General features: G+C 42.1%; 31 protein-coding genes, 5 pseudogenes and 1 riboswitch. Of the genes and pseudogenes, 8 read left to right on the top strand and 28 right to left on the bottom strand.

Annotated elements, in window-relative coordinates; all coding sequences use genetic code 11:
- Positions 1-293 (bottom strand): hypothetical protein (locus JCM19055_RS30500; RefSeq protein ID WP_265182395.1); only part of this gene is annotated, 293 nt, incomplete at its 3' end.
- Here JCM19055_RS30500 and JCM19055_RS30495 point away from each other — a divergent pair.
- A complete protein-coding gene (locus JCM19055_RS30495; RefSeq protein WP_052366572.1) occupies positions 294-719 on the top strand; it encodes a hypothetical protein in 426 nt (141 codons plus the stop codon).
- Positions 720-728: 9 nt separating this feature from the next.
- On the opposite strand, the gene JCM19055_RS30490 is transcribed toward JCM19055_RS30495, so the two are convergent.
- From JCM19055_RS30490 to JCM19055_RS19465, 5 genes are all read right to left on the bottom strand, one after another.
- Positions 729-929, bottom strand: coding sequence for a hypothetical protein (locus JCM19055_RS30490; protein ID WP_265182394.1), 201 nt, complete (start codon positions 927-929; stop codon positions 729-731).
- Positions 926-1534 carry an MFS transporter gene (locus JCM19055_RS30485; RefSeq protein ID WP_265182393.1) on the bottom strand — a complete coding sequence of 203 codons (609 nt, stop codon included), beginning with the start codon at positions 1532-1534 and terminating at the stop codon, positions 926-928. Before JCM19055_RS30485 ends, JCM19055_RS30490 begins: the two co-directional genes overlap by 4 nt.
- Positions 1516-1866 (bottom strand): MFS transporter, encoded by a 351-nt coding sequence (locus tag JCM19055_RS30480; protein ID WP_265182392.1) that lies wholly within the window; start codon positions 1864-1866, stop codon positions 1516-1518. Before JCM19055_RS30480 ends, JCM19055_RS30485 begins: the two co-directional genes overlap by 19 nt.
- Before the next feature lie 214 nt (positions 1867-2080).
- Positions 2081-2548 (bottom strand): GNAT family N-acetyltransferase, encoded by a 468-nt coding sequence (locus JCM19055_RS19470; protein ID WP_042360924.1) that lies wholly within the window; start codon positions 2546-2548, stop codon positions 2081-2083.
- A gap of 10 nt (positions 2549-2558) precedes the next feature.
- Entirely contained in the window at positions 2559-3650 is a 1092-nt protein-coding gene (locus tag JCM19055_RS19465; RefSeq protein WP_052366571.1) for an alanine racemase, read from the bottom strand.
- A 170-nt stretch (positions 3651-3820) separates the two neighbouring features.
- Between JCM19055_RS19465 and JCM19055_RS19460 the strand changes: the two genes are divergently transcribed.
- Positions 3821-4510, top strand: coding sequence for a GPP34 family phosphoprotein (locus tag JCM19055_RS19460; RefSeq protein ID WP_042360922.1), 690 nt, complete (start codon positions 3821-3823; stop codon positions 4508-4510).
- Here JCM19055_RS19460 and JCM19055_RS19455 read toward each other — a convergent pair.
- Positions 4507-4980, bottom strand: coding sequence for a heme-binding protein (locus tag JCM19055_RS19455; protein WP_042360921.1), 474 nt, complete (start codon positions 4978-4980; stop codon positions 4507-4509). The genes JCM19055_RS19460 and JCM19055_RS19455 overlap by 4 nt on opposite strands.
- A gap of 282 nt (positions 4981-5262) precedes the next feature.
- On the opposite strand from JCM19055_RS19455, the gene JCM19055_RS30475 reads away from it, so the two are divergent.
- Positions 5263-5511 carry a hypothetical protein gene (locus JCM19055_RS30475; protein ID WP_265182391.1) on the top strand — a complete coding sequence of 83 codons (249 nt, stop codon included), beginning with the start codon at positions 5263-5265 and terminating at the stop codon, positions 5509-5511.
- A gap of 16 nt (positions 5512-5527) precedes the next feature.
- A complete protein-coding gene (locus JCM19055_RS19450; protein ID WP_265182390.1) occupies positions 5528-6169 on the top strand; it encodes a DMT family transporter in 642 nt (213 codons plus the stop codon).
- Between the two features lie 114 nt (positions 6170-6283).
- Here the strand turns inward: JCM19055_RS19450 and hxlA are convergent, their stop codons facing one another.
- The 12 genes and pseudogenes from hxlA to JCM19055_RS19400 form a co-directional block, all read right to left on the bottom strand.
- Positions 6284-6904 carry a 3-hexulose-6-phosphate synthase gene (gene hxlA / locus JCM19055_RS19445; protein ID WP_042360920.1) on the bottom strand — a complete coding sequence of 207 codons (621 nt, stop codon included), beginning with the start codon at positions 6902-6904 and terminating at the stop codon, positions 6284-6286.
- A gap of 12 nt (positions 6905-6916) precedes the next feature.
- The gene (locus JCM19055_RS19440) at positions 6917-7867 is read right to left on the bottom strand and encodes a sugar kinase (protein ID WP_042360919.1); all 951 of its coding nucleotides are present in this window, start codon (positions 7865-7867) and stop codon (positions 6917-6919) included.
- A gap of 10 nt (positions 7868-7877) precedes the next feature.
- Positions 7878-8423, bottom strand: a complete 546-nt coding sequence (hxlB, locus tag JCM19055_RS19435) for a 6-phospho-3-hexuloisomerase (RefSeq protein ID WP_042360918.1) — start codon at positions 8421-8423, stop codon at positions 7878-7880.
- A 14-nt stretch (positions 8424-8437) separates the two neighbouring features.
- Positions 8438-9714 (bottom strand): annotated as a pseudogene (locus tag JCM19055_RS19430) (TRAP transporter large permease).
- Entirely contained in the window at positions 9711-10205 is a 495-nt protein-coding gene (locus JCM19055_RS19425; RefSeq protein WP_081833846.1) for a TRAP transporter small permease, read from the bottom strand. The pseudogene JCM19055_RS19430 and the gene JCM19055_RS19425 overlap by 4 nt, the downstream one beginning before the upstream one ends.
- Before the next feature lie 8 nt (positions 10206-10213).
- Positions 10214-11118, bottom strand: a pseudogene (locus JCM19055_RS30470) (TRAP transporter substrate-binding protein).
- Between the two features lie 79 nt (positions 11119-11197).
- Positions 11198-12244, bottom strand: a complete 1047-nt coding sequence (locus tag JCM19055_RS19415; RefSeq protein ID WP_265182389.1) for a LacI family DNA-binding transcriptional regulator — start codon at positions 12242-12244, stop codon at positions 11198-11200.
- Positions 12245-12447: 203 nt separating this feature from the next.
- Positions 12448-13080, bottom strand: a pseudogene (locus tag JCM19055_RS30465) (potassium transporter TrkG); the annotation flags it as partial.
- A 23-nt stretch (positions 13081-13103) separates the two neighbouring features.
- Positions 13104-13778, bottom strand: coding sequence for a potassium transporter TrkG (locus tag JCM19055_RS30460; RefSeq protein ID WP_265182388.1), 675 nt, complete (start codon positions 13776-13778; stop codon positions 13104-13106).
- Between the two features lie 43 nt (positions 13779-13821).
- Positions 13822-14016 (bottom strand): cation:proton antiporter regulatory subunit, encoded by a 195-nt coding sequence (locus JCM19055_RS32290; RefSeq protein ID WP_370543234.1) that lies wholly within the window; start codon positions 14014-14016, stop codon positions 13822-13824.
- An 85-nt stretch (positions 14017-14101) separates the two neighbouring features.
- Positions 14102-14485, bottom strand: a complete 384-nt coding sequence (locus JCM19055_RS32285) for a TrkA family potassium uptake protein (RefSeq protein WP_307190068.1) — start codon at positions 14483-14485, stop codon at positions 14102-14104.
- Between the two features lie 131 nt (positions 14486-14616).
- Complete coding sequence (locus tag JCM19055_RS19400) at positions 14617-15336, bottom strand: sulfite exporter TauE/SafE family protein (RefSeq protein WP_042360916.1); 720 nt, start codon at positions 15334-15336, stop codon at positions 14617-14619.
- A 95-nt stretch (positions 15337-15431) separates the two neighbouring features.
- On the opposite strand from JCM19055_RS19400, the gene JCM19055_RS19395 reads away from it, so the two are divergent.
- Positions 15432-15611 (top strand): YfhD family protein, encoded by a 180-nt coding sequence (locus JCM19055_RS19395; protein ID WP_042360915.1) that lies wholly within the window; start codon positions 15432-15434, stop codon positions 15609-15611.
- Between the two features lie 97 nt (positions 15612-15708).
- On the opposite strand, the gene JCM19055_RS19390 is transcribed toward JCM19055_RS19395, so the two are convergent.
- From JCM19055_RS19390 to groES, 5 genes are all read right to left on the bottom strand, one after another.
- Complete coding sequence (locus JCM19055_RS19390) at positions 15709-16068, bottom strand: hypothetical protein (protein ID WP_152549989.1); 360 nt, start codon at positions 16066-16068, stop codon at positions 15709-15711.
- A gap of 370 nt (positions 16069-16438) precedes the next feature.
- Positions 16439-17935: an LVIVD repeat-containing protein gene (locus JCM19055_RS19385; RefSeq protein WP_052366568.1), complete on the bottom strand. Its 1497-nt coding sequence runs from the start codon at positions 17933-17935 to the stop codon at positions 16439-16441.
- 156 nt (positions 17936-18091) lie between these two features.
- On the bottom strand, positions 18092-18685 hold the full coding sequence (locus tag JCM19055_RS19380; RefSeq protein WP_042360913.1) for a poly-gamma-glutamate hydrolase family protein: 594 nt from the start codon (positions 18683-18685) through the stop codon (positions 18092-18094).
- Between the two features lie 126 nt (positions 18686-18811).
- Entirely contained in the window at positions 18812-20443 is a 1632-nt protein-coding gene (gene groL / locus JCM19055_RS19375) for a chaperonin GroEL (protein ID WP_042360912.1), read from the bottom strand.
- A gap of 57 nt (positions 20444-20500) precedes the next feature.
- The gene (gene groES, locus JCM19055_RS19370) at positions 20501-20785 is read right to left on the bottom strand and encodes a co-chaperone GroES (RefSeq protein WP_042360911.1); all 285 of its coding nucleotides are present in this window, start codon (positions 20783-20785) and stop codon (positions 20501-20503) included.
- Between the two features lie 385 nt (positions 20786-21170).
- On the opposite strand from groES, the gene JCM19055_RS19365 reads away from it, so the two are divergent.
- Complete coding sequence (locus tag JCM19055_RS19365; protein WP_193745513.1) at positions 21171-21791, top strand: CPBP family intramembrane glutamic endopeptidase; 621 nt, start codon at positions 21171-21173, stop codon at positions 21789-21791.
- On the top strand, positions 21788-21982 hold the full coding sequence (locus JCM19055_RS32280) for a DUF4305 domain-containing protein (RefSeq protein WP_042360910.1): 195 nt from the start codon (positions 21788-21790) through the stop codon (positions 21980-21982). The genes JCM19055_RS19365 and JCM19055_RS32280 overlap by 4 nt, the downstream gene beginning before the upstream one ends.
- Before the next feature lie 150 nt (positions 21983-22132).
- On the opposite strand, the gene tatC is transcribed toward JCM19055_RS32280, so the two are convergent.
- From tatC to JCM19055_RS32270, 4 genes and pseudogenes are all read right to left on the bottom strand, one after another.
- On the bottom strand, positions 22133-22900 hold the full coding sequence (tatC, locus tag JCM19055_RS19355; RefSeq protein ID WP_042360909.1) for a twin-arginine translocase subunit TatC: 768 nt from the start codon (positions 22898-22900) through the stop codon (positions 22133-22135).
- A gap of 36 nt (positions 22901-22936) precedes the next feature.
- On the bottom strand, positions 22937-23101 hold the full coding sequence (locus JCM19055_RS25875) for a twin-arginine translocase TatA/TatE family subunit (protein WP_081831901.1): 165 nt from the start codon (positions 23099-23101) through the stop codon (positions 22937-22939).
- Positions 23102-23119: 18 nt separating this feature from the next.
- Entirely contained in the window at positions 23120-23419 is a 300-nt protein-coding gene (locus JCM19055_RS32275; protein ID WP_370543236.1) for a hypothetical protein, read from the bottom strand.
- A pseudogene (locus tag JCM19055_RS32270) lies at positions 23401-23763 on the bottom strand (redox-sensing transcriptional repressor Rex); the annotation flags it as partial. The pseudogene JCM19055_RS32270 and the gene JCM19055_RS32275, both read right to left, overlap by 19 nt.
- A gap of 139 nt (positions 23764-23902) precedes the next feature.
- Between JCM19055_RS32270 and abc-f the strand changes: the two are divergent.
- Positions 23903-25844, top strand: a pseudogene (gene abc-f, locus JCM19055_RS27680) (ribosomal protection-like ABC-F family protein).
- A gap of 6 nt (positions 25845-25850) precedes the next feature.
- A riboswitch (purine riboswitch) is annotated at positions 25851-25950 on the top strand.
- Positions 25951-25956 lie beyond the last annotated feature (6 nt).

The following is a 25956-nucleotide window of genomic DNA, read 5'->3' as shown; positions in this document are numbered from 1 at the left end:
GGATCGACTGGCGCTACGGGCAGTACCGGGAGCACCGGATCGACTGGCGCTACGGGCAGTACCGGTGTTATCGGACCGACCGGAATAACTGGCACTACAGGTAGCACCGGACCAACGGGAGCCACTGGCAGTACCGGAATTACCGGTCCTACTGGAGCCACTGGCAGTACCGGAATCACTGGACCTACCGGTGCCACAGGCGCAACTGGAACAACAGGAATTACTGGACCGATTATCTCTTCAATGGGGTTCTCGGCACAACGGCACCAGCAACGATCAATGCTGCAACTCAATTGGATAGCTGGCTCACGGCAAGCCCTTTCTTTACTGGAACTGGTTTTAATGCAACGACAGGAACGTATACGGTTCCGGTTAGTGGTCGCTACTCCATTAAAGCGATTATTAACTATCGTTCGACTGCTACAATCACGGCACAAATTGGAACGGGTGTGAACCCTGCGTTTACCATTCAACGAATTAGTCCTAATCCGACGACACTCGTTACAGGTTTATTGCCCATTCTAGACGTAAATATCTTATTACTGTTAACGTTACGAGTCATTCTTGGAAGTGGAGAAGTAACGTTACTCGCGGATGCTGAACTTTCTGCCGGAGACACTCTAGGGCTCTTTTATGTTTCAAATGGCTTGACGGTTGGATTAAATCTTGGCTCAGGAGCTCCTTCAGGCGTCATTTGGTCCATTCATCGTATCTCATAATAAAACGACTCATGCTGCATTGGCATGAGTCGTTTTCCGTTTGCTTTTATAATAATAGGAGCCCCAAATTACTGCGTAACCGAGCATTAATACTCCTGATCCGACATAAAGAATTGACAGAGATCCTTCCAACCATGTTAGGAGTAAAAATGAACTTAACGGTCCCACTGCGGCACCTAGGTCGTCTAAGATCGTATGCCACATCGTCATTTTGATTCATCCGTATTCGCTGCAGCTGATGCAGCAAGCGTATCGACCGTTGTCGTAAGCATTGTGGACGTGAGCTGGAAAAGAAGCAACAATCCAATTAACAGTAGTGATGACTCAGTAAAGCCAACAACCACTAGTAACACTCCACCAGCAATTAACGGTACAAATAACAGCGTATACCGCTTTTCAAGTCGGTCACTCCACCTCCCGATCAACGGAGCAAGAAACGGATCCCAACACCACCGGATTGCCTGAACAATCCCTGCAATCGTTGCTGCCCCAATCATTAATGAAGCGATTGTCATCGGTTCTTGCATGCGTGATTCAATTAATGGGCTTAATGTTGACGCGAACAATCCCATTATGAGAAAGCCTTTGAAGAGGCTCGTAACTAGAATTAACGAAATGTAAGGCGTGAACTGAAAGGTTGGCGACATTGCTTTTGCAGTTGTACGATGGTCAACATTTGAATGCGGTACAGTGAATGCAATAAGTGGTATACAAATCAACGCGAGGAGAGCGAAGAGTGATGTCATCATAACAATCGGAATTTGATCGGCTAAAAATCCACCGGCAAGCATACCAACTAATCCGCCATCCCCCATAACCCATTGTACAAGCCAATGTGATTGCCTCGATTTTCATTCGTGCTCACTTTAATAATTGTTAAAAATCCACCCATCCTCAAAAACGACCATGCAACGCCCCAAAGCATCCGCGCAATGACTAATACGATAAAACTTGTCGCCACTCCATAAGAGAACGTCGTTAACGTAGCAAGAGTGGTCGCAATAAATAGACCAGTGCGTAATGAATACCGACGATAAAACCATGCTACAAATGGGTTAATCGGTAATCGTATAAGCCGGTTAATCGACAAAAGAAGGCCGATTTGCCAAAGAGCAGTCAATCCAAACTGCTCATAATAGATCGGCAATACAATAACAGCATCGCATCACCTAATAAAGCGACGGCGGTTATGATGGCAACTTGTATGACTCTGCCTTTCTCCCCTTGCACCACTCGTCATCACACCTTCACTAGAAGCATTGAACCTGTACGTTCACAAGACTTTCTTCTATCACCACATTTTACTAAGTCTCTACCTCTTATTCTTAGTGCTAATTAGCCATCCATTATGCCATCTAAAATCAATCAGATTCCTTCAAGACCATCGTCATAAAGACACTATTCGGGTCATCCCAATAATCAGCATATGGTGGGCAAACAGAAAATCCGTACCTTGAATACAAAGAACGAGCAGGCTCGAAAAACGGCTCTGCACCAGTTTCAAGACTTAATTCTCGGTAGCCTCGTGTTCTAGCCTCTTCAATACTATAAGTGAGCAACTTACTAGCGACTCCACTCCTTAAGAAACCATCGGCCGTACGCATGGATTTAATTTCTCCGTGTTCACTCGTTAATTCTTTTAATGCGATGACCCCAGCCAATTTATGATCAATCCAACCACTGAACATCGTTAATCCTTCTTCTTTTAACTGTGCAACATCTAATGCATGGACACTTTCAGGTGGGGATGTCTCCCTCATTTCATGTACATGTTGAAGAAGTAATTGAATTACTGATGGATCAGTGATGTCGTCTTTTCGAATAATCATCATTTGCCCCTTATTGAAGACAGCCTCTTGCTGCTACACGTATTTTCGTTGTTTCCCCTCGCTCATCTTCTACATAAAAATGATTGTGTAAGTTCACGGTACTACAAATATGATTAGGAATAATTTCAATTGTGTCTCCAATGTTCAGTCCATGATTTTCTCCTAACTGGACGATTCCATGCTCCTCATTCATGCGCAAAAATACAGCATCAGGATGACCGATGACGATACCGAAGCCGTTTAATCGCAACGGTTCTTGATTGGGTTGAATGTCTGTTGCAAACGTCTTGCTTCCACCATCAATAACCGCTAGGCGATCATCATCATGCAGACTTACAATCGTTACTACGACAGAAGCTGCACATTGATGTAACTCACAAACCCCTAATTTATATTGCATCGCATCATTAAATACATACGTACCAGGTCGAATTTCTTCGACATTTCTAGTTTTGGAAACAGCTTGTGCTGTAGGAGTAGAGCCCGCACTAATGACTGGCACAGAGATTCCTTCCTCAGCTAATCGTGCTTTGTATTGTTGCAATCGGAGAACTTCTTCTTCACCCGCTGCTGACGTATCTAACGTAGATTTCTCTTCCACAACGGCACCTTTAAAGGTAAAAATACCATCAAGGCATAAGTGAGAATCATTATGAATACTCCGGGCGACTTCTATGACTTTCTCACTTCTTGCCCCTGCGCGATTCAATCCTGTATCCACTTCTAAACGAACGTTAAGTACCATTCCTTCACGCTTTGCGGCTTCTGCTAACTTGTTCGCCCCGAACACACTATCGACCGCGAGCGTTATGTTCGCTTTTTTACATAGTGCAATGACGTTTGCAATTTTGTCGTCCGTGACAATTGGGTAAGCGATAAAGATATCTGTAATTCCTGCCTCAAACATGACATTCGCTTCAGAGATTTTGGCAACTGTAATTCCTTTTGCGCCTGCTTCAAGTTGCCAAAACGCGATTTCTGGGGTTTTATGTGTTTTACAATGCGGACGTAATGCGATTCCTTGGTTGTTCGCGTCATCTTGCATTCTTTGAATGTTCTCTTTAACAATTTGTTTATGTACTCGGATGTATGGTGTCTCCATAGTTACCCCCTTCAAAGTAAGTTCTCCTTCTATTTTCTGTGAAGCTCGCTAAAATTGCTAGCCTAATATCATCATTTTTCAGTAAATAAAAAACATCCTTGTATACAAAGATTTTGAAACGTCACCGGTCTGTATTTCGTAGAAAGAGTAAGGAAAGAAGGTGAGAATTGATGTTAACACTAGCTGATCATTTATTTTACATAGCAGTAAACGAGAAACATGAAAAGATTCACAAGCAAACGTCAAATACCTTTACGACGAGTCTCGTAGCATGCATTCTCGCCGAATTATTGCTATTAGGGAAACTTGTGGAACAAAATGGAAAAATCGTCGTCATTCACCATGAAGTTCACCATCCATTGTTGCAAAAATCGTTAAACCTACTTACGGTTACGAATCCGAAGCCCGCAAGTTATTGGATTCGTGTTCTTCCGATAAAAATACCGAACCTTAAACGATTGATCGCTTTTCAATTAGAAGAAAATGAGATTTTACACTTACGTGATAAAGGCTTGCGTACGTTCTTTTCAACGGACTCTTATCTTTTAAATGCCCCTAAAGATTTAACACCTTATCTAGAACAATCACGCCGCTTAGTAGAAAAGACAAATCATCAAGTTGCCTTATCTGAAAAAGATGAACGCATGGTCATCTTGCTTTCTTTGCTATATGCTTCTCACTTATTATCCATTCTTTATCCAACCCAGCAAGAAGCAAAGCGTGTTGAACATTATTTGCACTCTTCAACTAGAAACTTACCAGTAAGTAAAAACGTACAACTCACCATCGAAACCATTGAAACTAGCGTAATTACCGCTGCTTCTTCAACCATTAATGCGAGTGCTTCTGAGCATTCCTAGTTAAATAGAGCCAAGACGTGTACACGTCTTGGCTCTTTGTTCGTTATACCGTTTCTAGTGATATTTTTTTCAAAGGCTTTTACACCGGCTTCTGCTACTTGTACGTCATGCGGGACAGTACTTCCGCTCACTCCGATTGCGCCTATGACTCTTCCGTTTCGTTCAAGGGGAATTCCTCCACCGAATACAACGAGCTTTCCTTGATTTGTCGTGTTTAGACCAAATAATTCAGCTTTTGGGACCGTCGCTTCTTCAAGGTTTGATGTAGGCATTTTTAATGCGACAGATGTCCACGCTTTGTTTTGAGCGATATCAATGCTTGCGAGCCATGCATCGTCCATTCGGTGCGTTGCAATTAAGTGTCCGCCTTCATCGACGACTGAAATAACCATCTGTACACTTAGTTTTTGCGCTTCAGCTTGTGCTCCTTTTACGATCTTCTCTGCAACTTCTAACGTTAGCTTCTCCATACGACCGACCACCTTTACTTAATTTTCGATGATTTGTGTATGTTCTACGATGAAATGCATGTTACTTCATAGTTTACGTGATTACGTGTGCGTTTGGAAATCATCATGATCCATTATGCCAATCTCTAGTTGAGATCAGTAAGATTGAACTACGTCGTACTTCTGGTTTTTTTGTTGAAAATAAAGAAATCTTTTCTCAATATGAAGCGATGACCGGTTCCTTTCGTAAATGTCCGCAATATATGGTTTACTTGAACAAGAACATCAAGAAGGGGAGAAATTATGTCACGAGCGAGAGCCTATCTTTTTACGATCGCCGGGGCAACGGCGTGGGGATTAATTGGTCTTTTTGTTGCCCCTTTATATGAACATGGTTTTACAGCTTGGGAAGTTGTTGCGATACGAGGGGTCTTTACCTTCATAATGTTGATCATCTTTATGAGCTTGTTTTTTAGAAAACAATTAAAAACGAGGTGGCAAGATCATTTGATCTTTGCAGCTGCAGGCATCATAAGTATTGCATTTTTTTAATTATTTTTACTTTGAAGTGTTTTCCCAAGCAGGCATTTCGCTTGCGGTTACGCTCCTGTATTCGGGACCGATTTTTGTTACGTTGCTTTCGCGAATCTTTTTCAAAGAACCGCTCACGAAGCGAAAAGTGGCTGCGTTGATTTTAGCGTTACTCGGCTGTGCATTCGTTGTCGAATTGCTTCCATTCGGGTCTTCTAATTTATCTTTTTCACTAATTATGATGGGAATTCTATCTGGTTTCTTTTATGCACTTTATAGCATTTTTACAAAGCCCATCACACATCGTTACTCGCCTTTGACAATTACGACGTATACGTTTTTGTATACGAGTTTATTCATGCTGCTAACGAGTGATCTTCGTTCAAAATTATATCTATTCCGTGAGCCAGACGTTTTGACAAGTAGTTTATTGCTGGCGTTTGTCTCAACCGTTTGTGGGTATATCTTTTATACGACTGGGTTAAAACATCTTGAAGCAAGCCGTGCTTCAATACTTGCAACAATTGAGCCTATCGTTGCCGTTATTACCGGTGTTTTGTTCCTTAATGACGTCTTAAATCTTTTTCAAACCGTGGGCATCATCGCCGTTTTGTATTCAGCGGTTTTAGTAACAGAGAAACGAACAAAAGCAACTCAGAAAAGGCCGGTGCACTCCTAAGAGGACACCGGCCTTTTTAACGATTATAGACATAGAGTTGTATCATTCGAGATTAGGGCATTACTCGAATACGCTTCATGCTCGTACTACTTGTATAGCCAACATCCCTTTACGTTATACGTGAAGAAGTGCTTTCATTGCCTTCGCGACATGAGCTGGATTCGCTGCGGCTGTAATGCTACTACCAACGATGATTACATCAGGCTTATGCTTCTTGATTGTTTGAAGAGACTCCAAAGTGACTCCACCTGCAACGGCGGTTTGAACGTCAACGTTTTTGACAATGTCAAACTGACTCGCTGAAAATGCTTGTTGTTTTTGTTGATCTTTACCTAGATGCACACCAACAAAGGTAGCTCCTAACGAATGGAGTTGATGAACTTTCTGAGAGGATTCAACCCCTAATAAATCAATCATCATCGTTTTGTTTTGCTCTTTTGCCACGCGTAGCGTTTCTTCTATGGTTGCTTCAGGTGCAAAAGCCATCACTGTTGCAAAATCAGCACCGGCTTGGAACGCTTGATTCGCTTCATGCCGACCCGCATCACAGATCTTCATATCAGCAAGCAAGGCATGATTAGGAAATTGCACATTCATTTCTCGAACAATCGCCATCCCATATTCTTTAATAACACCCGTACCGACTTCAATAATATCGATGTCATCACGAACTTCATTCGCAATGGCAAAGCATTCGTCCCACGTTAATCGATCTAGCGCTAATTGCAACTTCATACTAGAGCCCTCCTATCGCTCAATCACGGTTGTGTGACCAAGCTTGGCAAGTACGTCATCAAGATGGGGTAAGCCTTCATTATCACCTATAACTTCAACGACCATTGCACCGATCGTTGTTGCAAACGTAAGCATTTCCTTAAGGGAATACCCATTCAAGTAACCATAGATAAGTCCAGCATCAAAACCATCACCTGCACCTACTGTATCAACGACTGCCGTTGCTTTTACTGCTGGTAACGTTAGCGTCTCACCCTTGTACCAAGCGACAGCTCCTTCGTCTCCCTTTTTAATCGCAACAAGTTCAATCTCGTACTCTTTGGCAATTGTAAAAATCTCATTCTCGTCACTCGTTCCAAATAGAAGCTCTAACTCTTCAACGCCTGCTAAGAGAAGATCCACATGATTCATTAATGGTAATAACGCCTCTCTTGCTTGTTCAGCACTCCACAATTTCAAACGAATGTTTGGATCAAATGAAACTTTCAAACCAGCTTCCTTCGCTAATGTGACCGCTCGTGTTAATACATCCACATTAGACGGTGTAACAGCTGGGAATACACCTGTCATATGAAAGAGCTTCGCACCTTGAAAATACTCGAGTGAAAGTGAGCTCGGCGTCATCGCTTCAGTCGGTGAAGGATGGCGATAATAAAATGTTCTCCCACTTCCATTCGCTTGGATCTCTTTGAAATTCAATGATGTTGAATAGCCTTCTAACAAGTGCACTTCGCTCGTATCGATGCCTTCACCTCGAGCGAATTTCTTAATGTATTTCCCAAATTCATCAGCACCAAGACGAGAAATCCATCCTGTCTCAAGACCGAGTCTCGCACAACCAATTGCAAAGTTAAACTCAGCGCCACCTGCTCGGCGCTCAAAACCATTTACAAATTGCATTGGCCCCGTTGAATTTGGATTTAAGGTAATCATCGCGTCTCCAATTGTAATAACGTCTTTCATCTGGCTCCCCCTACTCTAAGTTCGCATGTCTTTCTTTCATTTCTTCTTGTTGGTCTGTCGTCAGCGCAACAATTACTGCATCTAGCACGATGTGTACAGATTGGTCAAATTGATTACCTAATGGCTGAATTGTTTTCGGCTCATGTGGCAGACGTTGTTTTGTTGCTGCTGGAATAAAGAGCCTTAAATCTGACGGATGATCATCACCAACACTCTTGTTCGCAGTGACGAGCACAACATTGGCGTTGGATGCTTTTGCTTTTTGTGAAAAGTTCTCAGTCCCCGATGCTGAGCCCGAAATGATGACTAATAAATCGCCGTTAGAGATGCTCGGCGTAATCGTTTCTCCTGTCACATACACTTCATAGTTCGCATGCATCAGTCGCATCGCAATGGCTTTTCCCATTAGACCAGAACGCCCTTCTCCGTGTATAAAGATCCGTTTAGCGTTCTGGATTTCATTAGCTAAAGCATTCATTTCGTTTTCGTTTAACTGCGCAACAACTTGTTGAATTTCATTAAGACAACGTTTAGCTGTATCTACAAATTGACTCATTTACATCGTCCTTTCTATTCTAAGAAACTTGGTAACCAAAGTGCAATCTCAGGGAAGAAAGCAACAATAAGAATGGTAATAATAATGACACCCACGTATGGAAGCAACGCTACAATTGATTTGCTGACAGATAGTTTTGCAATTGAACTTGCAAGTAACATACACAGTCCGTAAGGCGGTGTAATCATCCCAACAGCCAAACACATGACAATCACAATCCCAAAGTGAACCGGATCAACACCAAGCGTCTCAGAAGCTGGAAGAACAATTGGTACGAATAAAATCATCGCTGGTATGGCATCTAGAAACATTCCGACAAACAAGAATAATAGAATGACGGCTAACAAGAAGAATCCTGTGCTTGCGAAATTATCTTGGAAAAACCCTGCAATCATTTCTGGAACACGGTAATAACTAAACAAGTGACCGAGTGCTGTTGCAGTTGCTAGCGCAAACAACGTTAATGAACTTAGACGAATCGTATCAAATAGAATTTCTGGTAAATGTTTGATCGTAATCGAACGATACACGAACATCGCGAGAATTAACGCATACACACAAGCAAGAATGGCCGCTTCCGTCGGTGTAACAAAGCCACCGATAATCCCACCAAGAATAATAACAGGTGTCAGTAAGGGTGGAATACAATTAAGAAATTGCTTTCCAATATTCTTAAGACTTACCCGTTCAGAACGAGGAAAATTCTGTCGTACAGAAATAAATCCGACGAGTGCCATCATCGCAACACCCATAAGTAATCCAGGAATAACGCCGCCCAAAAACATTTGACCGACCGACACACTCGTCACACTTCCATAGATCACCATCGGGATGCTTGGTGGAATCAGCATACCCATCGTAGAAGATGCAGCGGTTGTGCCGACCGCTGTACTTTTGCTGTAACCTTCGCGAATCATGCTCGGAATTAAAATTTTCCCAACGCCTGCAGTGTCAGCTTGGCAGAACCTGAAATACCACCAAAGAACATCGAGACGACGATGTTTGCTTGTGCAAGCCCACCACGGATATGACCGACCATCGAAACAGCCAATTTAATGAGTCGTTCAGATATTTGTCCTTGGTTCATAATGTTTGCTGCTAAAATAAAGAGAGGAACTGCAAGTAGAATAAATGATTCTAAGCCTGAGAACATGCTTTGCAAAACGACTTGTAATGGAATTGAATCAAGCATCCAAATTCCTACAAAAGCGACAATTCCAAGTGTAAAGGCAATTGGAATTCCTAAGAACAACAATAAAATAAATAACGCTATGAGAATAATGCCTGTCATCCTACTTGCTCTCCTTTCTCTTTAAAGTTTTTTACGTCTTCTAACGCATTACCGATCGAAAACAACACCATCCCAAGACCAGAGATCGGTAACGCTAGCCACAAGTATCCTTGTTGAAGTTGCGGTAACGTATTGACTGTCCATTCCCAGAACAATTGAACGAGTGAAAAGCCGTAAATGACCATGAGCAATCCAAACAATCCAATAATGAGATGACTAAACAATTTTATATATAGCAAAGCTTGCCCTTTGAACTTCTCAAAAACATAGTCAATTTTAAAATGTTCTTGATGATACACCATCACAGAAGCCCCAAGAAACACCGTCCAGATAAATGCATACGTTGCAATTTCAGCTGGCCATAAGAGAGAGATTGTCGGGACGTACCGTGAGAGAAGCTGCAAGAAAATACACACAACAAAGACGACGAAAAACAACGCTGCCGCACGCATAAACACATATTCAATTCCATTTAATAATGATTTCATCATCACTCACCTCACAACTCTTCATCTGCTAAGTCTCGAATGGCATGAAACAACTCCATCGCATCAAGATCTTCAGCAATTCTTGCTCGAACCGGTTCCGTTTGTTCAATAAATGGTTCGATATCGACTTCGTTAATAATGGCTCCTTCTTCAACGAGCCGCTCCAATGATGATTCGGCAAGATCAAGATCTGCTTCCCGTGCAGAAATCGTCGCTTGTTCTGCTGCCCGTTCAATCATTTCCTGTTCTTCTTCAGTGAAACGTTCCATCACAACGTCCGATGTTAAGAAGAATCGTGTTGTAAAGTCATGGTCGGTTAACGAAATGTAGGGCGTAACTTCGTGATGACTCGATTGATAGACATTTGTAAAGTCATTCTCTGATGCATCGACACTCGATTTTGTAACGCTTGATACATCTCACCCCAAGCTACCCCTACAGGCAATGCCCCAAGTGCAGACCAGCTATCTTGAATTCCAGGTGAATCTTGTGTACGAATCGATACATTTCGTAAATCTTCAACTTCATTTACCGGTTCAAACCCATAATACTGACGAACACCTGCAGACCAATAGCCGAGCACTTGCAAATTCGTTTCTTCTTCAACAAGATTGCTCATCTCATCGCCGACTTCTCCGTCCACGACACGCAACCAATGTTCATAACTTGTGAACAAATACGGCATTGAAAATAAATCCACTTCACGCTGGACTTGCGTCATAAACCCAGGAGAAACGACAGTAATATCGACACCGCCTGTGGCAATGCTTTGAAGTAACGTATCTTCATTGCTTCCGAGTGTGCCGTTCGTATGAAGCTCTGCTGTAATCGCTCCATCACTTTCTTCTTCAATCGCTTCTTTAAATGCCCGGAAGCCGACTGCATATGGACTGTTCTCATCGAGTTGAGTAGCCAGAATTAAGTTCTTCGGGTCATCTGCACCAACGACATCTTGCTCTCCTCCACATCCTGCAAGGAAAAGGACCGATGCTAGACTACCGAGTGCTATTTTTTTTCATCATCTTGTTTCCCCTCATTCCGTTAGCACGAGTGTCGCAATTGTAAACTCGGCTCAAATCGGTACGTTTGTTTTTAGATCCCTTCGTGCCATCGATTTCTTCAAGTAAAAGCTCCGCTGCTTTCCTGCCCATCTCATATGTCGGCTGGGCAATCGCAGTAATCGCTGGATTATAAAACTCTGCAAACGTCACATCGTCGATCGTTAAAAGCCCAATCTCCTTAGGGACATCAATATCGTTCTGCTTCATCGTTTTTAACACTTCTTGAAGAACCCGATCGTTACCAGCAATGACTGCTTCAGGACGTTCGGTCGACTGAAGCATGTCGGCGAGCACATCTTGAATTTGATCGATGTTACTGCTTTGAATAAACTCATCGTGAATCGGCAGCCCTTGCTCTTCCATCGCAGCCATAAACCCATCTCTTCGCTCTTGCCTTGGTGTAATCGCACCTTCAAGTGAAGCAGTGACCAATCCTAGCCGTTCATAACCTTTTTCTCGTAACGTCTTCACAGCTAATGACATCGCTTTCTTATTATCGAAAAGAACGTTATTCACACGTACACCTTCAATAAATCGGTCAATGAATACGAGTGGATAATTCTCTTTTACTAACCCTTGGAACAACTCACTGTTAGCGTTCGTCGGGAATACAATTAATCCATCGACTTGCTTTGCTCTTAACATGTCAATATAGTGACGTTCTTTGTCAGGTTGGTCGTCGGCATTGCAAATAATGACGGTAAACCCACATGCGTGACAGTAATCCTCAATTGCCCTGACCACTTGTGTTGAGAAGTCATGCAAAATGTTGGCTACAATAACACCAATTGTCTTCGTTTTCTTTTGTCTCAAACTACGCGCTACACTATTCGGGCTATACCCAAGCTCTTCAATTGAGCGTTGAATACGATCTTTCGTTTCACTACTCATATAATTAAATCGACCGTTTAAATATTGCGATACGGTACTCTTCGATACACCAGCTTGACGCGACACGTCAGCCATCGTCACTTTCTTCATGAGACACCTCACTAAAACGATTTACTAAACCGATTTATTACACGGGTTTATTGTAACTCGATGAAAGCGGTTTTACAACGCCTAATTCTAAAAAAACTGTTTAAAAGGTTATCTTAGATGGAGTAGTAGTAGGTCATAATTGGGTTCAAACCACGAAAAAGACCTCTAAACCATGTCGATTGGTTTGAGGTCAAAAATGTAATTTATCCAACTAATATTTGTTCTTCGGCATAATGCACACGACTTTGATGTTGCTGATACGTTAATGCAAACGCCAAAGCTAATGGTCCTAACCGTCCAACAAACATCGTAATCATCATCAGTACTTTACCGAATTCAGTTAGCTCAGCAGTCAGTCCCATTGATAGCCCGGTCGTGCTAAACGCGGAGACAACTTCAAATAACACGTTCATAAATTGAACGTCCTGAATTCCTTCAGTCATCGTTAATATAAGTGTCATCAGTACAATGAAAAGTAAGGAACTTACAACAACAGCAAGGGCTCGCATCACCGTTTCTAATGCAATTCCTCGCCTAAATGCATGCACTTGATGACCACTTCTAAACGTATTTAACGTTGCCAAAATAATAACAACAAACGTATTGGTCTTAATCCCCCCACCGGTTCCACCTGAAGAGGCACCGATGAACATGAGGATTACAATAAAAAACTGAGATGCGACTAACATACTCGATATTTCAAACGTGTTGAAGCCAGCACTTCTCGGGGTTGCACTTTGAAAGTAAGCTGACCAAAGTCGTTCAGATAACGACATTGCTCGCGTCTCAGGATTGAACAGTTCAATCGCTAAAATAACAATAAATCCTACAACTAAGAGAGCTAAAGACGTGGTGAGTACTACTTTAGAATGTAGGCTAAGCTTCTTAAAGCGCCGGTTTTATATAGGTCAACGAGCACCATAAATCCTAGTCCACCTATAATAAACAATGCCGAGATTGTAATGTTTACAACAGGATCCCCAATGAAACCTTCTAGACTTTGATCGTTTAAAGAGAATCCTGCATTATTAAACGCAGCGATGGAATGAAATAATGCAGTATATAATGCATCGGATAACCCCAATTCTCCAACTAAACGAATGGTTAGGATTACTGTACTGATTGCCTCTAATGAAAGAGCCACACATAAGATAACGCCAGCTAAACGTAACAACCCTCTTCCAGACAATGATCGAGTCGTCGGTTGCATAAACTCTCGGTATTTTAATCCAGTAATTTTGCCGAGTATAATTGCAACGGAGACACCAAACACCATGAACCCAAGCCCACCAAGTTGAACGAGCACAAGAAGTACCCCTTGCCCAAAGGTAGTCAAATCGTGCCCAACACTAACGATTGCAAGGCCAACGACACAAACTGCTGACACAGACATAAACATCGCATCCATAATTCCAATGCTTTCTCCACTCGTAGAAGCTTGAGGCAACGAGAGTAGTATTGTACCAATGAGAATCAGCACTAAAAAAACCGATAATAATCCACTGCGGAGGATTAATGTGAATGTCTTTTCCATATACCTTCACCAAACGCACCTTCTTACTACAGAATCAACTTATTTAATGCTTTGTATAGTCTTTGTGTAACTTCTGGATCGCTTGATGCTTGCCTACAATCATAAGGATATCCCCTTCACGAATAAGGTCGTTCGCATTTGGTGATATGTTTACTTTTTCGAATTCATCTTTGATCGCAATAATAATACAGCCGTATTTCCGATTTAGATCCAATTCGAGAATTGTTTTTCCTCCCATCCTCGTGGAGCGCGAATCTCTTCCATATTATAATCAACAGACAGTTCGAGGTAATCAATTAGATTGTTAGAGCTTAATAAGTTTCCTAACCGTTTCCCCATATCTCGTTCTGGAAAGATAACATGGTCGCGCCGATTTTAGATAATACTTTCCCGTGATGCTCGTCTTTAGCCTTAGCCGTTATTCTTCCAACTTCCATTTCTTTTAACAATAACGTCGTTAAGATACTTGCTTGTAAGTCTTCTCCAATTCCGACAATGGCATGTGCGTATTTATGAATCCCTAATTGTTCTAAAGCCATCTCGTCGGTGGAGTCAATTTGTACTGCATACGTTGCATCACTACTGATTTCTTGTACGGTATGTTCGTCTTTATCAATTGCTAAAACTTCATGACCATTTTGAATTAATGTTTTAGCAACGCTCATTCCAAATCGTCCTAAACCGATAACAACATATTCACTTTTCATCTGGTTCTCTCCTTCACCCCATATTTATGTAGTAAAACAACAAAACCTGTCAAAAGGACATAAATATCCTAAACTGACAGGCTCCACCAAATTTGCTTGCGTATAGTTTTACTGAGTATAACGGAACATTTCTACAAAAACAATACTTCAATTAATAAATAAGATGCCGTAAACAACAGCAATCCATACACAATCATTTGAAATACCTTTGCATTTAACTTCGGGTACAATTTCTTACCGATGAACAACCCTAATAGTACGACCGGCAACGCATACAAACTATATTCCCAAACGACGAATTCCGTACCGATTGTCATCATCTGAGCAACAATTGTCACTGAGTACACACCAAGGAAGAACGTTAGTGTTGTCGCTCTCGTATAAGCTTTTGAAGCACCTGTTGCGCTTAAATAAATGAGAAGGGGCGGCCCCGGCATCCCGATACTGGAAGTGAGCATCCCTGATACCCCTCCAACAACATACTCCCGACTTCTCGTCGCAGCAAACGAGATCTGATTAAGTAAAAGAATCGTTAAAACGATCATAAGAACTGCAATCATCGCCTTTAGGGCATCCACATGCATGATTTGTAAAATAAAGATCCCTACCGGTAACCCAACGACCGCACTAGCCCATAAGCGTAGCAATACGCTTTTGTTAGACCCGCCTTTCACCGCTGGATACAAACAAAATGAAATGATCAACGAAAGCACTAAATTAATTTGAATTGCAACAACAGGATCAAACAGTAACAATAAAAACGGCGTAGCTAAAATCGAAAATCCAAACCCCGTACTCGTCTGTAAAATCGCTGCCACAAATACAATACTAAAGAACGCCAATAACTCCATACTTCCACCTTCTTACTATACTTTCAGTTTACCATAACCAACCAGCATAAAAGCGTCCCGAAAACACAATCCTACTTGTTGAGGGGGCGTTCTTTATGACACGTGGTCAAACGAGAAACAACAAGAGAAAAGACAAACGAAAGTTATCTCAAACTCCTGCTTATCTTAAAGAGACAGACGGCGAGTACGTCGAATATTCTGAGGAACTAGCAGACTTGGATGACTTAGTTGCACAGCGTAGAGCACAACAAGTAGAAGAACGTAACTCTCATTAATTAAAACAAGACCAACTTCGACTAAACGGAGTTGGTCTTGTTTTATCACTTAACGCCAAAGTAAAAACTCACAAACGTTAAAATCGTCTGCGAGCTTTTATTTTGGTGTCAAACAAATTTCTTCTGATTGATGATGAGTCAGTTCAACCTCACCATTCATAATTTCAAACGTAAGTGTATCTATGACGTGAGCAATGGGTTGTTCCTTCGTGTTAGACAAGAGTTTAATCGTCACTTCAACATCTTGTTCATTCCACTGAACATCAACAACATCAGCGTCTTGGGCTCTATACTCTTTTTCTTCTTCATCCATAACATAAGCAATCTCGTCCGCTAAAAGCGAGATAATTAATTGATGAATCGGTTCATCCCCTTGAAATTCATGATGATCAGGAAACTCAATGAGTGGTTGCGAAAGTAAAAAAACCATCGATGCAACCATTCCGAAAGCCCGCACAACAGCACCTCCTTTTTTGTAAGCTACCCTAATTTGCATCATCTTACTTAAGACAATTGCTGGCAAAGTCTACAAACCATTTGACCAAAACTGCTTTTGCACTTCGTCATACTTTTGATTTAATACTTCTATACGCCTTTCATTTTCATACATTTTTTTGTAATTCTATTTGCGAATGGACTCGCTTTTGGATCATGAAAGTCCAAAGAAATACGTGTATTCTCATCAGTATCCACTCCTATACTCTAAAGATACACAAGTGGAAAAAAATAAACGTCAGCTCCTAGGTTGAATTGCTTTCAGACATTGGTCGTAGTAAAACAAAAAGTAAGCCTTAGTCCTTTTGACTAAGGCTTACTTTACAATTCATTTATCGTGAGAACGTTAGTGCACTAAATATCATCGGTTGAATCCCGGTCAGACTTGTTGTCATCCGATCTCTTGGTGTCGTATACGTTGGTGGTCCTCCTGGAGCTGTCCCCCAATTCACATCAAGTACTTTCAAACCACTTCCCATATCTGAACCGAGAATATAATCACCATAAATGAAGACGCCCCACACGTTTGCTGCACTCGGTACGTAAGACGCTACTTCTCTAGGTTTATGAGGATTGGAAATATCAACGAGACGAATGCCATCGCTATAGTGAGATAAATAAAGTTTATCTCCTTCTACTTTTGGATCATGCACGGTATACGTACCTCGTTCACGTTCACCTTCTTTAATTTGTTCCACCGAATTATCTGAGCGAATATCACTAATTAACTCTGGATTACTCTTATCTGAAATATCATAAATGCGCGTATATCCCCATCCCCGTTCGAATTCTGGATCATCTGGGTCTGGCTCGAAAACCTCTCTCGTCTCAATAAGAATTGTATCGTCGTGGGCAAGTGCGGCACTATGCGCGGCCCCTTGAACATCACGCTCGAACGTCGTATGACCAACTACTTCTGGTTGATCTGGATTTCGAATATCCATAATAATCGTGCCTAAATCCCAATAAGAAATGTAGGCATATTCACCTTTTTTGTCCGTGATTACACTGTGAGCAAAAGCTGTACGCTCTGCACCGTCTTCATCTGTATAATTCATTCCATCGAAATCGTCAGCTGATACTAATTCACGTGGATCCCAATTGTATAAGTGCTCTGGATTAGCTGGATCACTTACATCAACGACCGTGAAATCATGGTAATCACCTTCGGTATAATAATCCGCATAGATGTTTGCTAAGAGTAGAATTGCCCGGTCTTCCTGAGTTGTTAAATACAATTCATGAGTCCCGGTCAACACGTCGACAGGCAATTCATAGTACCCCAGTTGCATCGGTCGTTCTGGGTTTGTTACATCATAAATGGCTGTACCTGATTGCTCCGTTTCATCTTGGTTATACTTCTGCAAACTAACAACCGCCAAATCACCCGTGAAGTGTGGCGTATCCACAGATTTCACAATCACCTTTTCCTGCCAAGTACCAGGAATATCATTAGCGAAAACTGCCACTTCTTCAGGGTTATGTGGATCGCTCATATCAAAAACACGAACACCTTCATTTGACCTTGCACCACGATGTGTTCCTAAGTAAGCATGATCTTTGTGGGCATACACGTCTGCTGTCGTAACACTTACGCCATCGATCTCCTCTAGTTCAACTGCCGCAATTTCTGTTACCTCTGTAAACTGACCACTATGCATCACAATTTCTGCTTCACCTGATGTGTGTTCAGGACCTGGTTCAACGGGTTTAACAATTCCTTGGCCATGTTCTTCAGGACCTAAGTTACACGCTTGTGCAATTGGAGCCCCAAAGGCAAGTGCTGCTGCAACACCAACAATCGTCGTATTTTTGACAAATCGATACAAAGAATCACTCCTTTTTTATTTAATCATGTTAATTTTACAAAATATTATGTTTAATTTTAATAGTATGATTATATGAACTTTGGTCTTAGTGAATCTTACGTCTCACTTATCGTATAGACCATTGTTACAGAGATCAGCAATATTGCTTTGGTCTTATTACTGATCTTTGATGGCTTTTTGAATGGCAGCTACGTATTGAAGAAAACGAGGAGTGATTGAACGTCCTCTCCCTCTTAATGTAAAGTCTGTGAAAAATGACCGACGCTCCCCCAAACTGACTTCCAGTTGTACACCTTGCCCTTGTTGATTTCGATTCACAATGTTTAACGGTGACGTGCCTTTAAGGCGATCCTGTGCCCATTTAACAGAAAATCCTTGGCGTTTAAGTTCAGATGCAATTTTTTTTGCTAGTGCAGTATCTTTTCCCCCAACCCAAGTCACTCGTTCATTCCCGTCTAAGCCATGAAAAGCGACCGTTACCATAGAACGCTCCACTACGTTCACAGCAATTGGTTCATCAAAATTTGTCGAAGTAAGATGCAACGTTTCATTGTTTTTACGCTTCAAACCTTCAAATACGTAATAGCCCCCACCAGTTACATTGGCTGTGTACATCGCAAGTTCACTCGTACCTGGTTCAATTCCTCCCCCGTGTGGAGCAATAAACATCGTGGGTCTAGCAATATATTGAATGCGATAGTTTCCTTTTTCATTTTGGCTTAGTTGTTTGTAATTTTGATAGAGATCCATATTGTTCACCACCTATATTAAAAACCCCCTCACGCGGTGTGAGGAGGTCTGGAATGTGACATATAAAAGTAGATCGCACAAGGCTTGTGGGCAAGCAAACCGTTGCTAGATCAGGGTGTGCAGGAACTACATCATTCCTGGCATTCCACCCATTCCGCCCATATCAGGCATACCAGCGCCACCATCTTCGTCTGGAAGATCAGCAACGACTGCTTCAGTTGTTAGGAATAATGCAGATACAGAAGCTGCATTTTGTAGTGCTGAACGCGTAACTTTTGTCGGGTCAACAATTCCTGCTTCGAACATGTTTACCCACTCATCAGTTGCTGCGTTGTAACCAACACCAATTTCTTCGCCTTTAAGGCGCTCAACGATTACGGATCCTTCAAGACCTGCGTTATGAGCGATTTGACGAACTGGTGCTTGTAGTGCGTGAAGAACGATGTTCACACCTGTTGCTTCATCACCTGTTGCTTCAACTGCTTTTACTGAGTTGTAAACGTTAACGAACGCTGTTCCACCACCAGAAACCATACCTTCTTCAACCGCTGCACGTGTTGAGTTCAAGGCATCTTCAATGCGGAGTTTACGCTCTTTCATTTCAGTTTCAGAAGCAGCACCAACTTTAAGAACTGCTACACCACCTGAAAGCTTCGCAAGACGCTCTTGAAGTTTCTCACGATCAAATTCAGATGTTGTTTCTTCAACTTGTGATTTGATTTGGTTTACACGGCCAGTAATTTGGTCTGGTTGTCCAGCACCTTCAACCACTGTCGTGTTGTCTTTTGTAACGACAATCTTCGATGCGCGACCGAGTTGATCAATCGTTGCAGACTTAAGATCATGTCCAAGATCTTCTGTAAGAACCGTACCACCAGTAAGGATTGCAATGTCTTCAAGCATTGCTTTACGGCGGTCACCAAAGCCAGGAGCTTTAACAGCAACAGCATTGAATGTTCCACGAAGTTTGTTCAACACGAGTGTCGCAAGTGCTTCACCTTCAACATCTTCAGCGATGATGAGGATCGGGCGATTTTGTTGAACAACTTGCTCAAGAACTGGAAGGACTTCTTGGATGTTTGAGATCTTCTTATCTGTAATAAGAACGTAAGGGTTCTCAAGTTCCGCTTCCATTTTCTCGTTGTCTGTTACCATGTAAGGAGATGCATATCCACGATCGAATTGCATACCTTCAACGACTTCAAGTTCAGTTGTAAATCCTTTAGATTCTTCAACTGTGATAACACCGTCGTTACCAACGCGGCTCATTGCTTCTGCAATGAATTCGCCTACTTCTTCGTCGTTTGCTGATACAGAAGCAACTTGCTTAATGGAATCGCGACCTTCAATCTCGCGAGAGATCTTTTGAAGTTCTTCAACAGCTACTGCTGTTGCTTTCTCAATTCCACGACGAACGCCCATCGGATTTGCACCAGACGTTACGTTTTTAAGTCCTTCTTGAATCATCGCTTGTGCAAGAACTGTCGCTGTCGTAGTACCGTCACCAGCGATATCGTTCGTCTTGCTTGCAACTTCAGAAACGAGTTGAGCACCCATGTTCTCAAAGTTGTCTTCAAGTTCGATTTCTTTAGCAATTGTTACACCGTCATTTGTAATGAGTGGTGAACCGAACTTCTTCTCAAGAACGACGTTACGACCTTTAGGTCCTAGCGTTACTTTTACCGTGTTAGCTAGTTTGTCAACACCGCTTAGCATTGCGCGACGTGCATCTTCACTATAACGAATATCTTTAGCCATAATAGCAACCTCCTAAAAATTAAAATGAGTAGGTGTTACGCCTACGATAATCTGTATTTAGCCAATGATGGCAAGAATATCACTTTCACGTAAGATCAAGTATTCACTGTCTCCGTGCTTCACTTCAGTACCTGCGTATTTAGAAAAGATAATAGAGTCGCCTGCGCTTACTTCTGGCGCTACTTTCTCACCATTTTCAGTTACTCGGCCAGTACCGACAGCAACTACTTTACCTTCTTGCGGCTTTTCCTTTGCAGAATCTGGAAGAACGATTCCGCTCGCTGTTTGCTCTTCTTGTTCAATTAGTTCAATAACAATACGATCACCTAATGGTTTTAACAAGGAAAACAACCTCCTTTGGGTTATGTGGTAAGTAACTTGTTCTGACAACAGCTACTATCATTACGTTATTAGCACTCACATTAGCCGAGTGCTAATTCCAGTTTCTATGATAAAAGTTTCGCCTAAATTTTGCAAGCCCCTTAATGATTATTTTTTTTATGATTTTTGGAATCGGACAACATCTTCTTCACCATGCTACAATATGATTGATAGAAGTTCATGAACTTTCACATACTGATCTAAAGAATGACATCAAAGGGGTTTTGACCTTGAGCTACACCTTACGATATTGGTTAATCGGTGTGACATTTTTAGTTGCACAGTTTGGTAGTGTTGGCTTCGCGATTATTTTTGCCTAATGGGGATGGAACCAGGCGAATCATTCGTGTATTCGATCGTTCTCGCATTCGCTCTAGGGGCCATTGTTATGCTGTTCTTAATCCGCAATGCCAATCCACTTATGCGCGCAGATCGTCCGCGTTCCGGTGTAGGCGTTACAATCGGATTGATCTTTCTCGGTGTTCTCCTCGCCATCGTCGGTCAACAAGTCGCGTTCCTTATTCAGTCGGCGTTATTCGGCGTCCCTGCCGGATCAGAAAACACAGCCATGTTATTAGACATGATGAATTCATTCCCGATTATGCTACTTGCGGTCGTCGTCTTCGGACCGATTATGGAAGAAATTCTTTTCCGACAAGTTATCTTCGGTAAGCTGTACAAGCATATGAACTTTTTCTTTGCAGCTGCGCTTAGCTCACTAGCATTTTCTGTCGTCCATATGGAATTCTCGAACATCCTCGTCTACGCAGGTGCTGGTTTTGCATTTGCATACGTGTACGTAAAGTCCAATCGCATTATCGTTCCAATTATTGCACACTGCTTAATGAACGCCTGGGCAGCTGTTCCGATTCTCTTAGAATACCTCGGATATGACGTCCTTGACATGATGGAGCAAATGGAACAGACGACACAACTCATTACAGGCTGGCTAGGATTGTTCCTATGAGAGTTTCGCCAGCAATCTTAAGCTTCCTTTATTTTTTCGCAGCAAATTTGTTTGTCTTGTTCGCCATTTTACACGTACAGGTGGAAGGTTGGGATTTCATCGCGTTCATGTTCATTGCGATCGCTGCAGTGGATTACATGCTCACGTGGCATCACGTCAAACGAATGCGTTCCAAGACTTCATCGCACTAATAAAAACCCCCGCACAAAAGACGTGTTCTTTTGTAGCGGGGGTTTTTGTCTAGGTGATGTGATCGAGCAACACGTAGTTATGAATTTTGGCGACGATCGTCCCCTCCTAAATCCAAAAAAACCCCAAGGCGTCAACTGACGCTTCGGGGGTTACTCTGTATAATTGTCTGCCATTTCTCGTTGTGCTTCTGCCTCTTCCTTCAAACGTTTGCGATAGACAGCTCGTGAGATGACTAAGCTCAGTTCGTAGAGAAGAAGTAATGGTACAGTGACCATGATGTGCGAAACGAGTTCTGGCGGCGTAATAAAGGCTGCAATGACGAGCAAACCAAAGTACGCGTACTTTCGGATTTTATGGAGAAACATCGGTGTGATCAGTCCGAGTCTCGTTAAGAACATAATTAGAACAGGAAGTTGGAACAAAAACCCAAATGGGATCGTTAATCGGAATAAAAATGAGAAATATTCCTTAATCCCGTACTGCTCTGTAATATTCAACGTTTCCCCAATATTCGCTAGAAACTCTAGCAAATAAGGAACAAGAATATAGTAAGCAAATGCAATTCCACCGAGGAACAAAATAATCGCAAATGGAATATACGATAACGTAACTTTCCGTTCCTTCTCACCGAGTCCCGGGGCGATAAATGCCCACGTTTGGTAGAGAATAACTGGAACGATAATAATGAGACCGATGACAAATGCGAAGTTAATATACACTTGCAACGGGTCCGTTAGTTGAAATGCGTTCATCGGGAAGTCTTGTGCTTGCGGAATGTTTTGTAAGTATTCGATGACGGTCGGAGCCATTAAGAATCCACCGATCATACCGACCACTAAAAAGATCGCGGTAGTAATCACACGTTTTCTTAATTCTTCAAAATGGGCGAGAAAAGGCATGTCTCGTTGGTTCTTCATCTGCACCCGTCCTTCTTTATGTGAAAAGCGTTTGCCTTACTTTTCGTTGTTATTCTTCTCATTTAAGATGTTTTGTGTTGCTTTCTTGAATTCTCGAACTGCACTTCCTGTTGCTCGGCCGACTTCTGGTAGCTTGTTCGGTCCAAAGACGAGGAATGCGGCAATGAGAATGACGATAATACTTCCAAATCCAATATTCATGGTGACTTCACTCCTTATTTACGAAAGTGGATAATGCTTAAGGAAATATACGAGTGATTGTAACTCGATTGACAAATCAATATGATGAACACGAATGTGTTCTGGCACGCTAAGGCGTGTTGGAGTAAAGTTCAATATCCCTTGGATCCCCGTTTGTGCTAGTCGGTCTGCTACGACTTGAGCAGTCGTTGAAGGAACCGTAATAATTGCTGCACGAACACGGTCATCAATCTCACGTTCTAGCTCATCCATATGATCGATCTTCACACCGCCAATACTCTGTCCAACGAGCTGACGGTCTACATCAAAGGCACGCACAATTTGCGTGCTATTATTTTTTTGCAAAATTGTAATTGAGTAATGCTTTGCCTAAATTCCCGACCCCAATTAATATAACATGAGTTGTCTCATCTTGATCGAGTGTTTTACGAAAAAAATGACAACAAATATTGAACATCGTAGCCATATCCTTTACGACCGAGTGCTCCAAAATAGGAAAAATCACGTCGAATCGTTGCAGAATCAATTTTCACGGCCTCACTTAGCTCAGTTGAGGACACCCGAAGCTTTCCAGCTGCATGCAAATTCTCGAGGTATCGAAAATAAAGTGGCAAGCGTTTCGCAGTAGCTTGTGGTATTTTCTGTTGTTCGTCCATAGGCATGCCCTTTCCTTTCAAACTCTCATGCTTCATTATAGCACGATTCAAAAGGGACCGCTTCCTTTGGTATCATTCAGGCTTGACCAGACTAGGAATGTCTTATACCTTTAACTTAGCAACTTCTGTCTAAGGAATGAGACAATTGATTCTATTACAATGTGATCGCGTGACCAAATCCTTTGGTGTGGACACCATCCTACAAGATATAAAGTTAGAAATCAAAAGTGGAGAACGTGTCGCACTCGTTGGAAGAAATGGTAGCGGAAAAACAACACTATTAAAGATTATTACGGGTGAACTTTCCTATGATCACGGAGACGTGATCATTCCGAAAGCAGTCTCACTCGGCTTTCTCGCACAAGATACAGGGATGAACTCTTCAAAAAGCATTTGGGACGAAATGCTTTCGGTGTTTGAAGGGACCATTCAGCTTGAAAAAGAGCTGCGTTCTCTTGAAGAACAAATCGCTGATCCTGCAGTCTATTCAGACCAGACCAAGTACGACGACATTATGAAACTTTATGATGCGAAACAAGAAGAATTTCAATCTTCGGGTGGCTTTCGCTATGAAGCTGATATTCGTAGTATTTTAGCAGGTCTTAACTTTGATTCTTTTAGCTATGATGAACCAATTCAAAGTCTTAGTGGTGGTCAGAAAACGAGGCTCGCACTTGCGAAATTACTTCTCACTAAGCCTGATTTGCTCATTCTTGATGAGCCGACAAACCACTTGGATATTAAGACGCTGACGTGGCTTGAGAACTTCTTAAATGGTTATGACGGAGCTGTACTCGTCGTTTCCCATGACCGTTACTTTCTCGACCGTATCGTGACGAAAGTTTACGAAGTCGTGCATACGAAGGCAAACGTGTACCACGGGAACTATACAGACTTTCTCATCGAACGCGAAAAACAAGCGGACCTTCAACAAAAAGCCTACGAAAAGCAACAAGGTGAAATTGAAAAGCTTGAGACATTCGTTCAAAAGAACCTCGCTCGAGCATCTACGACGAAACGAGCACAAAGTCGACGGCGAAAACTAGAAACGATGGATCGTATTCACGCACCTCAATCTGATCAAAAAAAGTGCAACGATCGCCTTTTCGATTAAGGAGAAGAGCGGAAACGATGTCATTCGTGCGAAAGATATTTCATTCTCATACGGTGATAAGCCAATTCTTAACCAATTGCAACTCGCTGTCAGTCGTGGTGAGAGTGTCGCGTTTATCGGTCCAAACGGAACAGGAAAATCAACACTACTCAAACTGTTGGGTGGTCGCTTTCAACCGACTGAAGGCGAGATTATGCTCGGCAGTAAAGTAACCGTCGGGTATTATGACCAAGAACAGTCCGATCTCAACTCTAAGAAAACCGTTTTACAAGAGTTGTGGGATGAATACCTCATGTCTATGAACGGGATATCCGCACGGTACTCGGGCGTTTTCTTTTTACAGGTGATGAAGTCTTAAAGCCTGTCAAAAGCTTGAGCGGTGGCGAAAAAGCTCGACTCGTTCTTTCCAAGCTCATGATGAAAGAAGCGAACTTGCTGCTGTTCGATGAGCCAACAAACCATCTCGATTTAGATAGTAAAGAAGTACTTGAGGAAGCGTTACTTGATTATCCTGGAACGATGATCTTCGTCTCACACGACCGTTATTTCTTAAACCGACTCTCAACACGCACACTCGAGTTCCAAGATGGTCAGCTCGATGAATACCTTGGCAATTACGATTATTATATTGAGAAAAAGACGGAAGAAGAGGAACGAGTACGTCTATTAGAACTTGAACAAGAAGAACATACACCTACAACGACCGAAAGTAATTCTTCTCAAGTCGCCAAACAAGACTTTATTCAAGGAAAAGAAGACAAAAAAAGAAGCACGTAAGCGCCAGCGTCGTATTGATGCCCTTGAAGCGGAAGTTGAAACACTCGAAGAGCGGAATGAAGTGTTGCAAGCACAATTGCTACAACCTGATGTTTATGAAGACTACGCAAAAGCGACTGACGTTCAAAACGAGCTCGAACGGAATGAGAAAATGATCGAGCAACTTCTAGATGAATGGCAAGAGTTGCAGACCTAATCGTTTCGTGCTACAATTCATCACTGTTGTATAACCTCAATAATATGGTTTGAGGGTCTCTACCAGGAACCGATAATTCCTGATTACAAAAATGTTACGCATTTCATTTTTG

Origin of the sequence: Geomicrobium sp. JCM 19055, from assembly GCF_000698185.1 — a bacterium.
GTDB classification, from domain to species: Bacteria; Bacillota; Bacilli; order Bacillales; family Marinococcaceae; genus Geomicrobium_A; species Geomicrobium_A sediminis.
Note: the sequence above shows the minus strand (reverse complement) of the source record. Positions and strands in the feature narration are given on the sequence as shown.

Excerpts from the sequence above, each read along its gene's own strand:
- JCM19055_RS30490 (WP_265182394.1), bottom strand. The coding sequence starts at position 929 with ATGACGATGTGGCATACGATCTTAGACGACCTAGGTGCCGCAGTGGGA.
- JCM19055_RS19395 (WP_042360915.1), top strand. The coding sequence starts at position 15,432 with ATGACACGTGGTCAAACGAGAAACAACAAGAGAAAAGACAAACGAAAG.
- JCM19055_RS19465 (WP_052366571.1), bottom strand. The coding sequence starts at position 3,650 with ATGGAGACACCATACATCCGAGTACATAAACAAATTGTTAAAGAGAAC.
- JCM19055_RS32285 (WP_307190068.1), bottom strand. The coding sequence starts at position 14,485 with ATGAAAAGTGAATATGTTGTTATCGGTTTAGGACGATTTGGAATGAGC.
- JCM19055_RS30460 (WP_265182388.1), bottom strand. The coding sequence starts at position 13,778 with ATGGAAAAGACATTCACATTAATCCTCCGCAGTGGATTATTATCGGTT.
- JCM19055_RS30485 (WP_265182393.1), bottom strand. The coding sequence starts at position 1,534 with ATGGGGGATGGCGGATTAGTTGGTATGCTTGCCGGTGGATTTTTAGCC.
- hxlB (WP_042360918.1), bottom strand. The coding sequence starts at position 8,423 with ATGAGTCAATTTGTAGATACAGCTAAACGTTGTCTTAATGAAATTCAA.
- hxlA (WP_042360920.1), bottom strand. The coding sequence starts at position 6,904 with ATGAAGTTGCAATTAGCGCTAGATCGATTAACGTGGGACGAATGCTTT.
- JCM19055_RS19400 (WP_042360916.1), bottom strand. The coding sequence starts at position 15,336 with ATGGAGTTATTGGCGTTCTTTAGTATTGTATTTGTGGCAGCGATTTTA.
- JCM19055_RS19380 (WP_042360913.1), bottom strand. The coding sequence starts at position 18,685 with ATGGATCTCTATCAAAATTACAAACAACTAAGCCAAAATGAAAAAGGA.
- JCM19055_RS25875 (WP_081831901.1), bottom strand. The coding sequence starts at position 23,101 with ATGAATATTGGATTTGGAAGTATTATCGTCATTCTCATTGCCGCATTC.
- JCM19055_RS19425 (WP_081833846.1), bottom strand. The coding sequence starts at position 10,205 with ATGATGAAATCATTATTAAATGGAATTGAATATGTGTTTATGCGTGCG.
- JCM19055_RS30475 (WP_265182391.1), top strand. The coding sequence starts at position 5,263 with ATGTCACGAGCGAGAGCCTATCTTTTTACGATCGCCGGGGCAACGGCG.
- JCM19055_RS19455 (WP_042360921.1), bottom strand. The coding sequence starts at position 4,980 with ATGGAGAAGCTAACGTTAGAAGTTGCAGAGAAGATCGTAAAAGGAGCA.
- JCM19055_RS19460 (WP_042360922.1), top strand. The coding sequence starts at position 3,821 with ATGTTAACACTAGCTGATCATTTATTTTACATAGCAGTAAACGAGAAA.
- groL (WP_042360912.1), bottom strand. The coding sequence starts at position 20,443 with ATGGCTAAAGATATTCGTTATAGTGAAGATGCACGTCGCGCAATGCTA.
- tatC (WP_042360909.1), bottom strand. The coding sequence starts at position 22,900 with ATGAAGAACCAACGAGACATGCCTTTTCTCGCCCATTTTGAAGAATTA.
- JCM19055_RS19470 (WP_042360924.1), bottom strand. The coding sequence starts at position 2,548 with ATGATTATTCGAAAAGACGACATCACTGATCCATCAGTAATTCAATTA.
- JCM19055_RS19440 (WP_042360919.1), bottom strand. The coding sequence starts at position 7,867 with ATGAAAGACGTTATTACAATTGGAGACGCGATGATTACCTTAAATCCA.
- JCM19055_RS32280 (WP_042360910.1), top strand. The coding sequence starts at position 21,788 with ATGAGAGTTTCGCCAGCAATCTTAAGCTTCCTTTATTTTTTCGCAGCA.
- JCM19055_RS19415 (WP_265182389.1), bottom strand. The coding sequence starts at position 12,244 with ATGAAGAAAGTGACGATGGCTGACGTGTCGCGTCAAGCTGGTGTATCG.
- JCM19055_RS32290 (WP_370543234.1), bottom strand. The coding sequence starts at position 14,016 with ATGGGAGGAAAAACAATTCTCGAATTGGATCTAAATCGGAAATACGGC.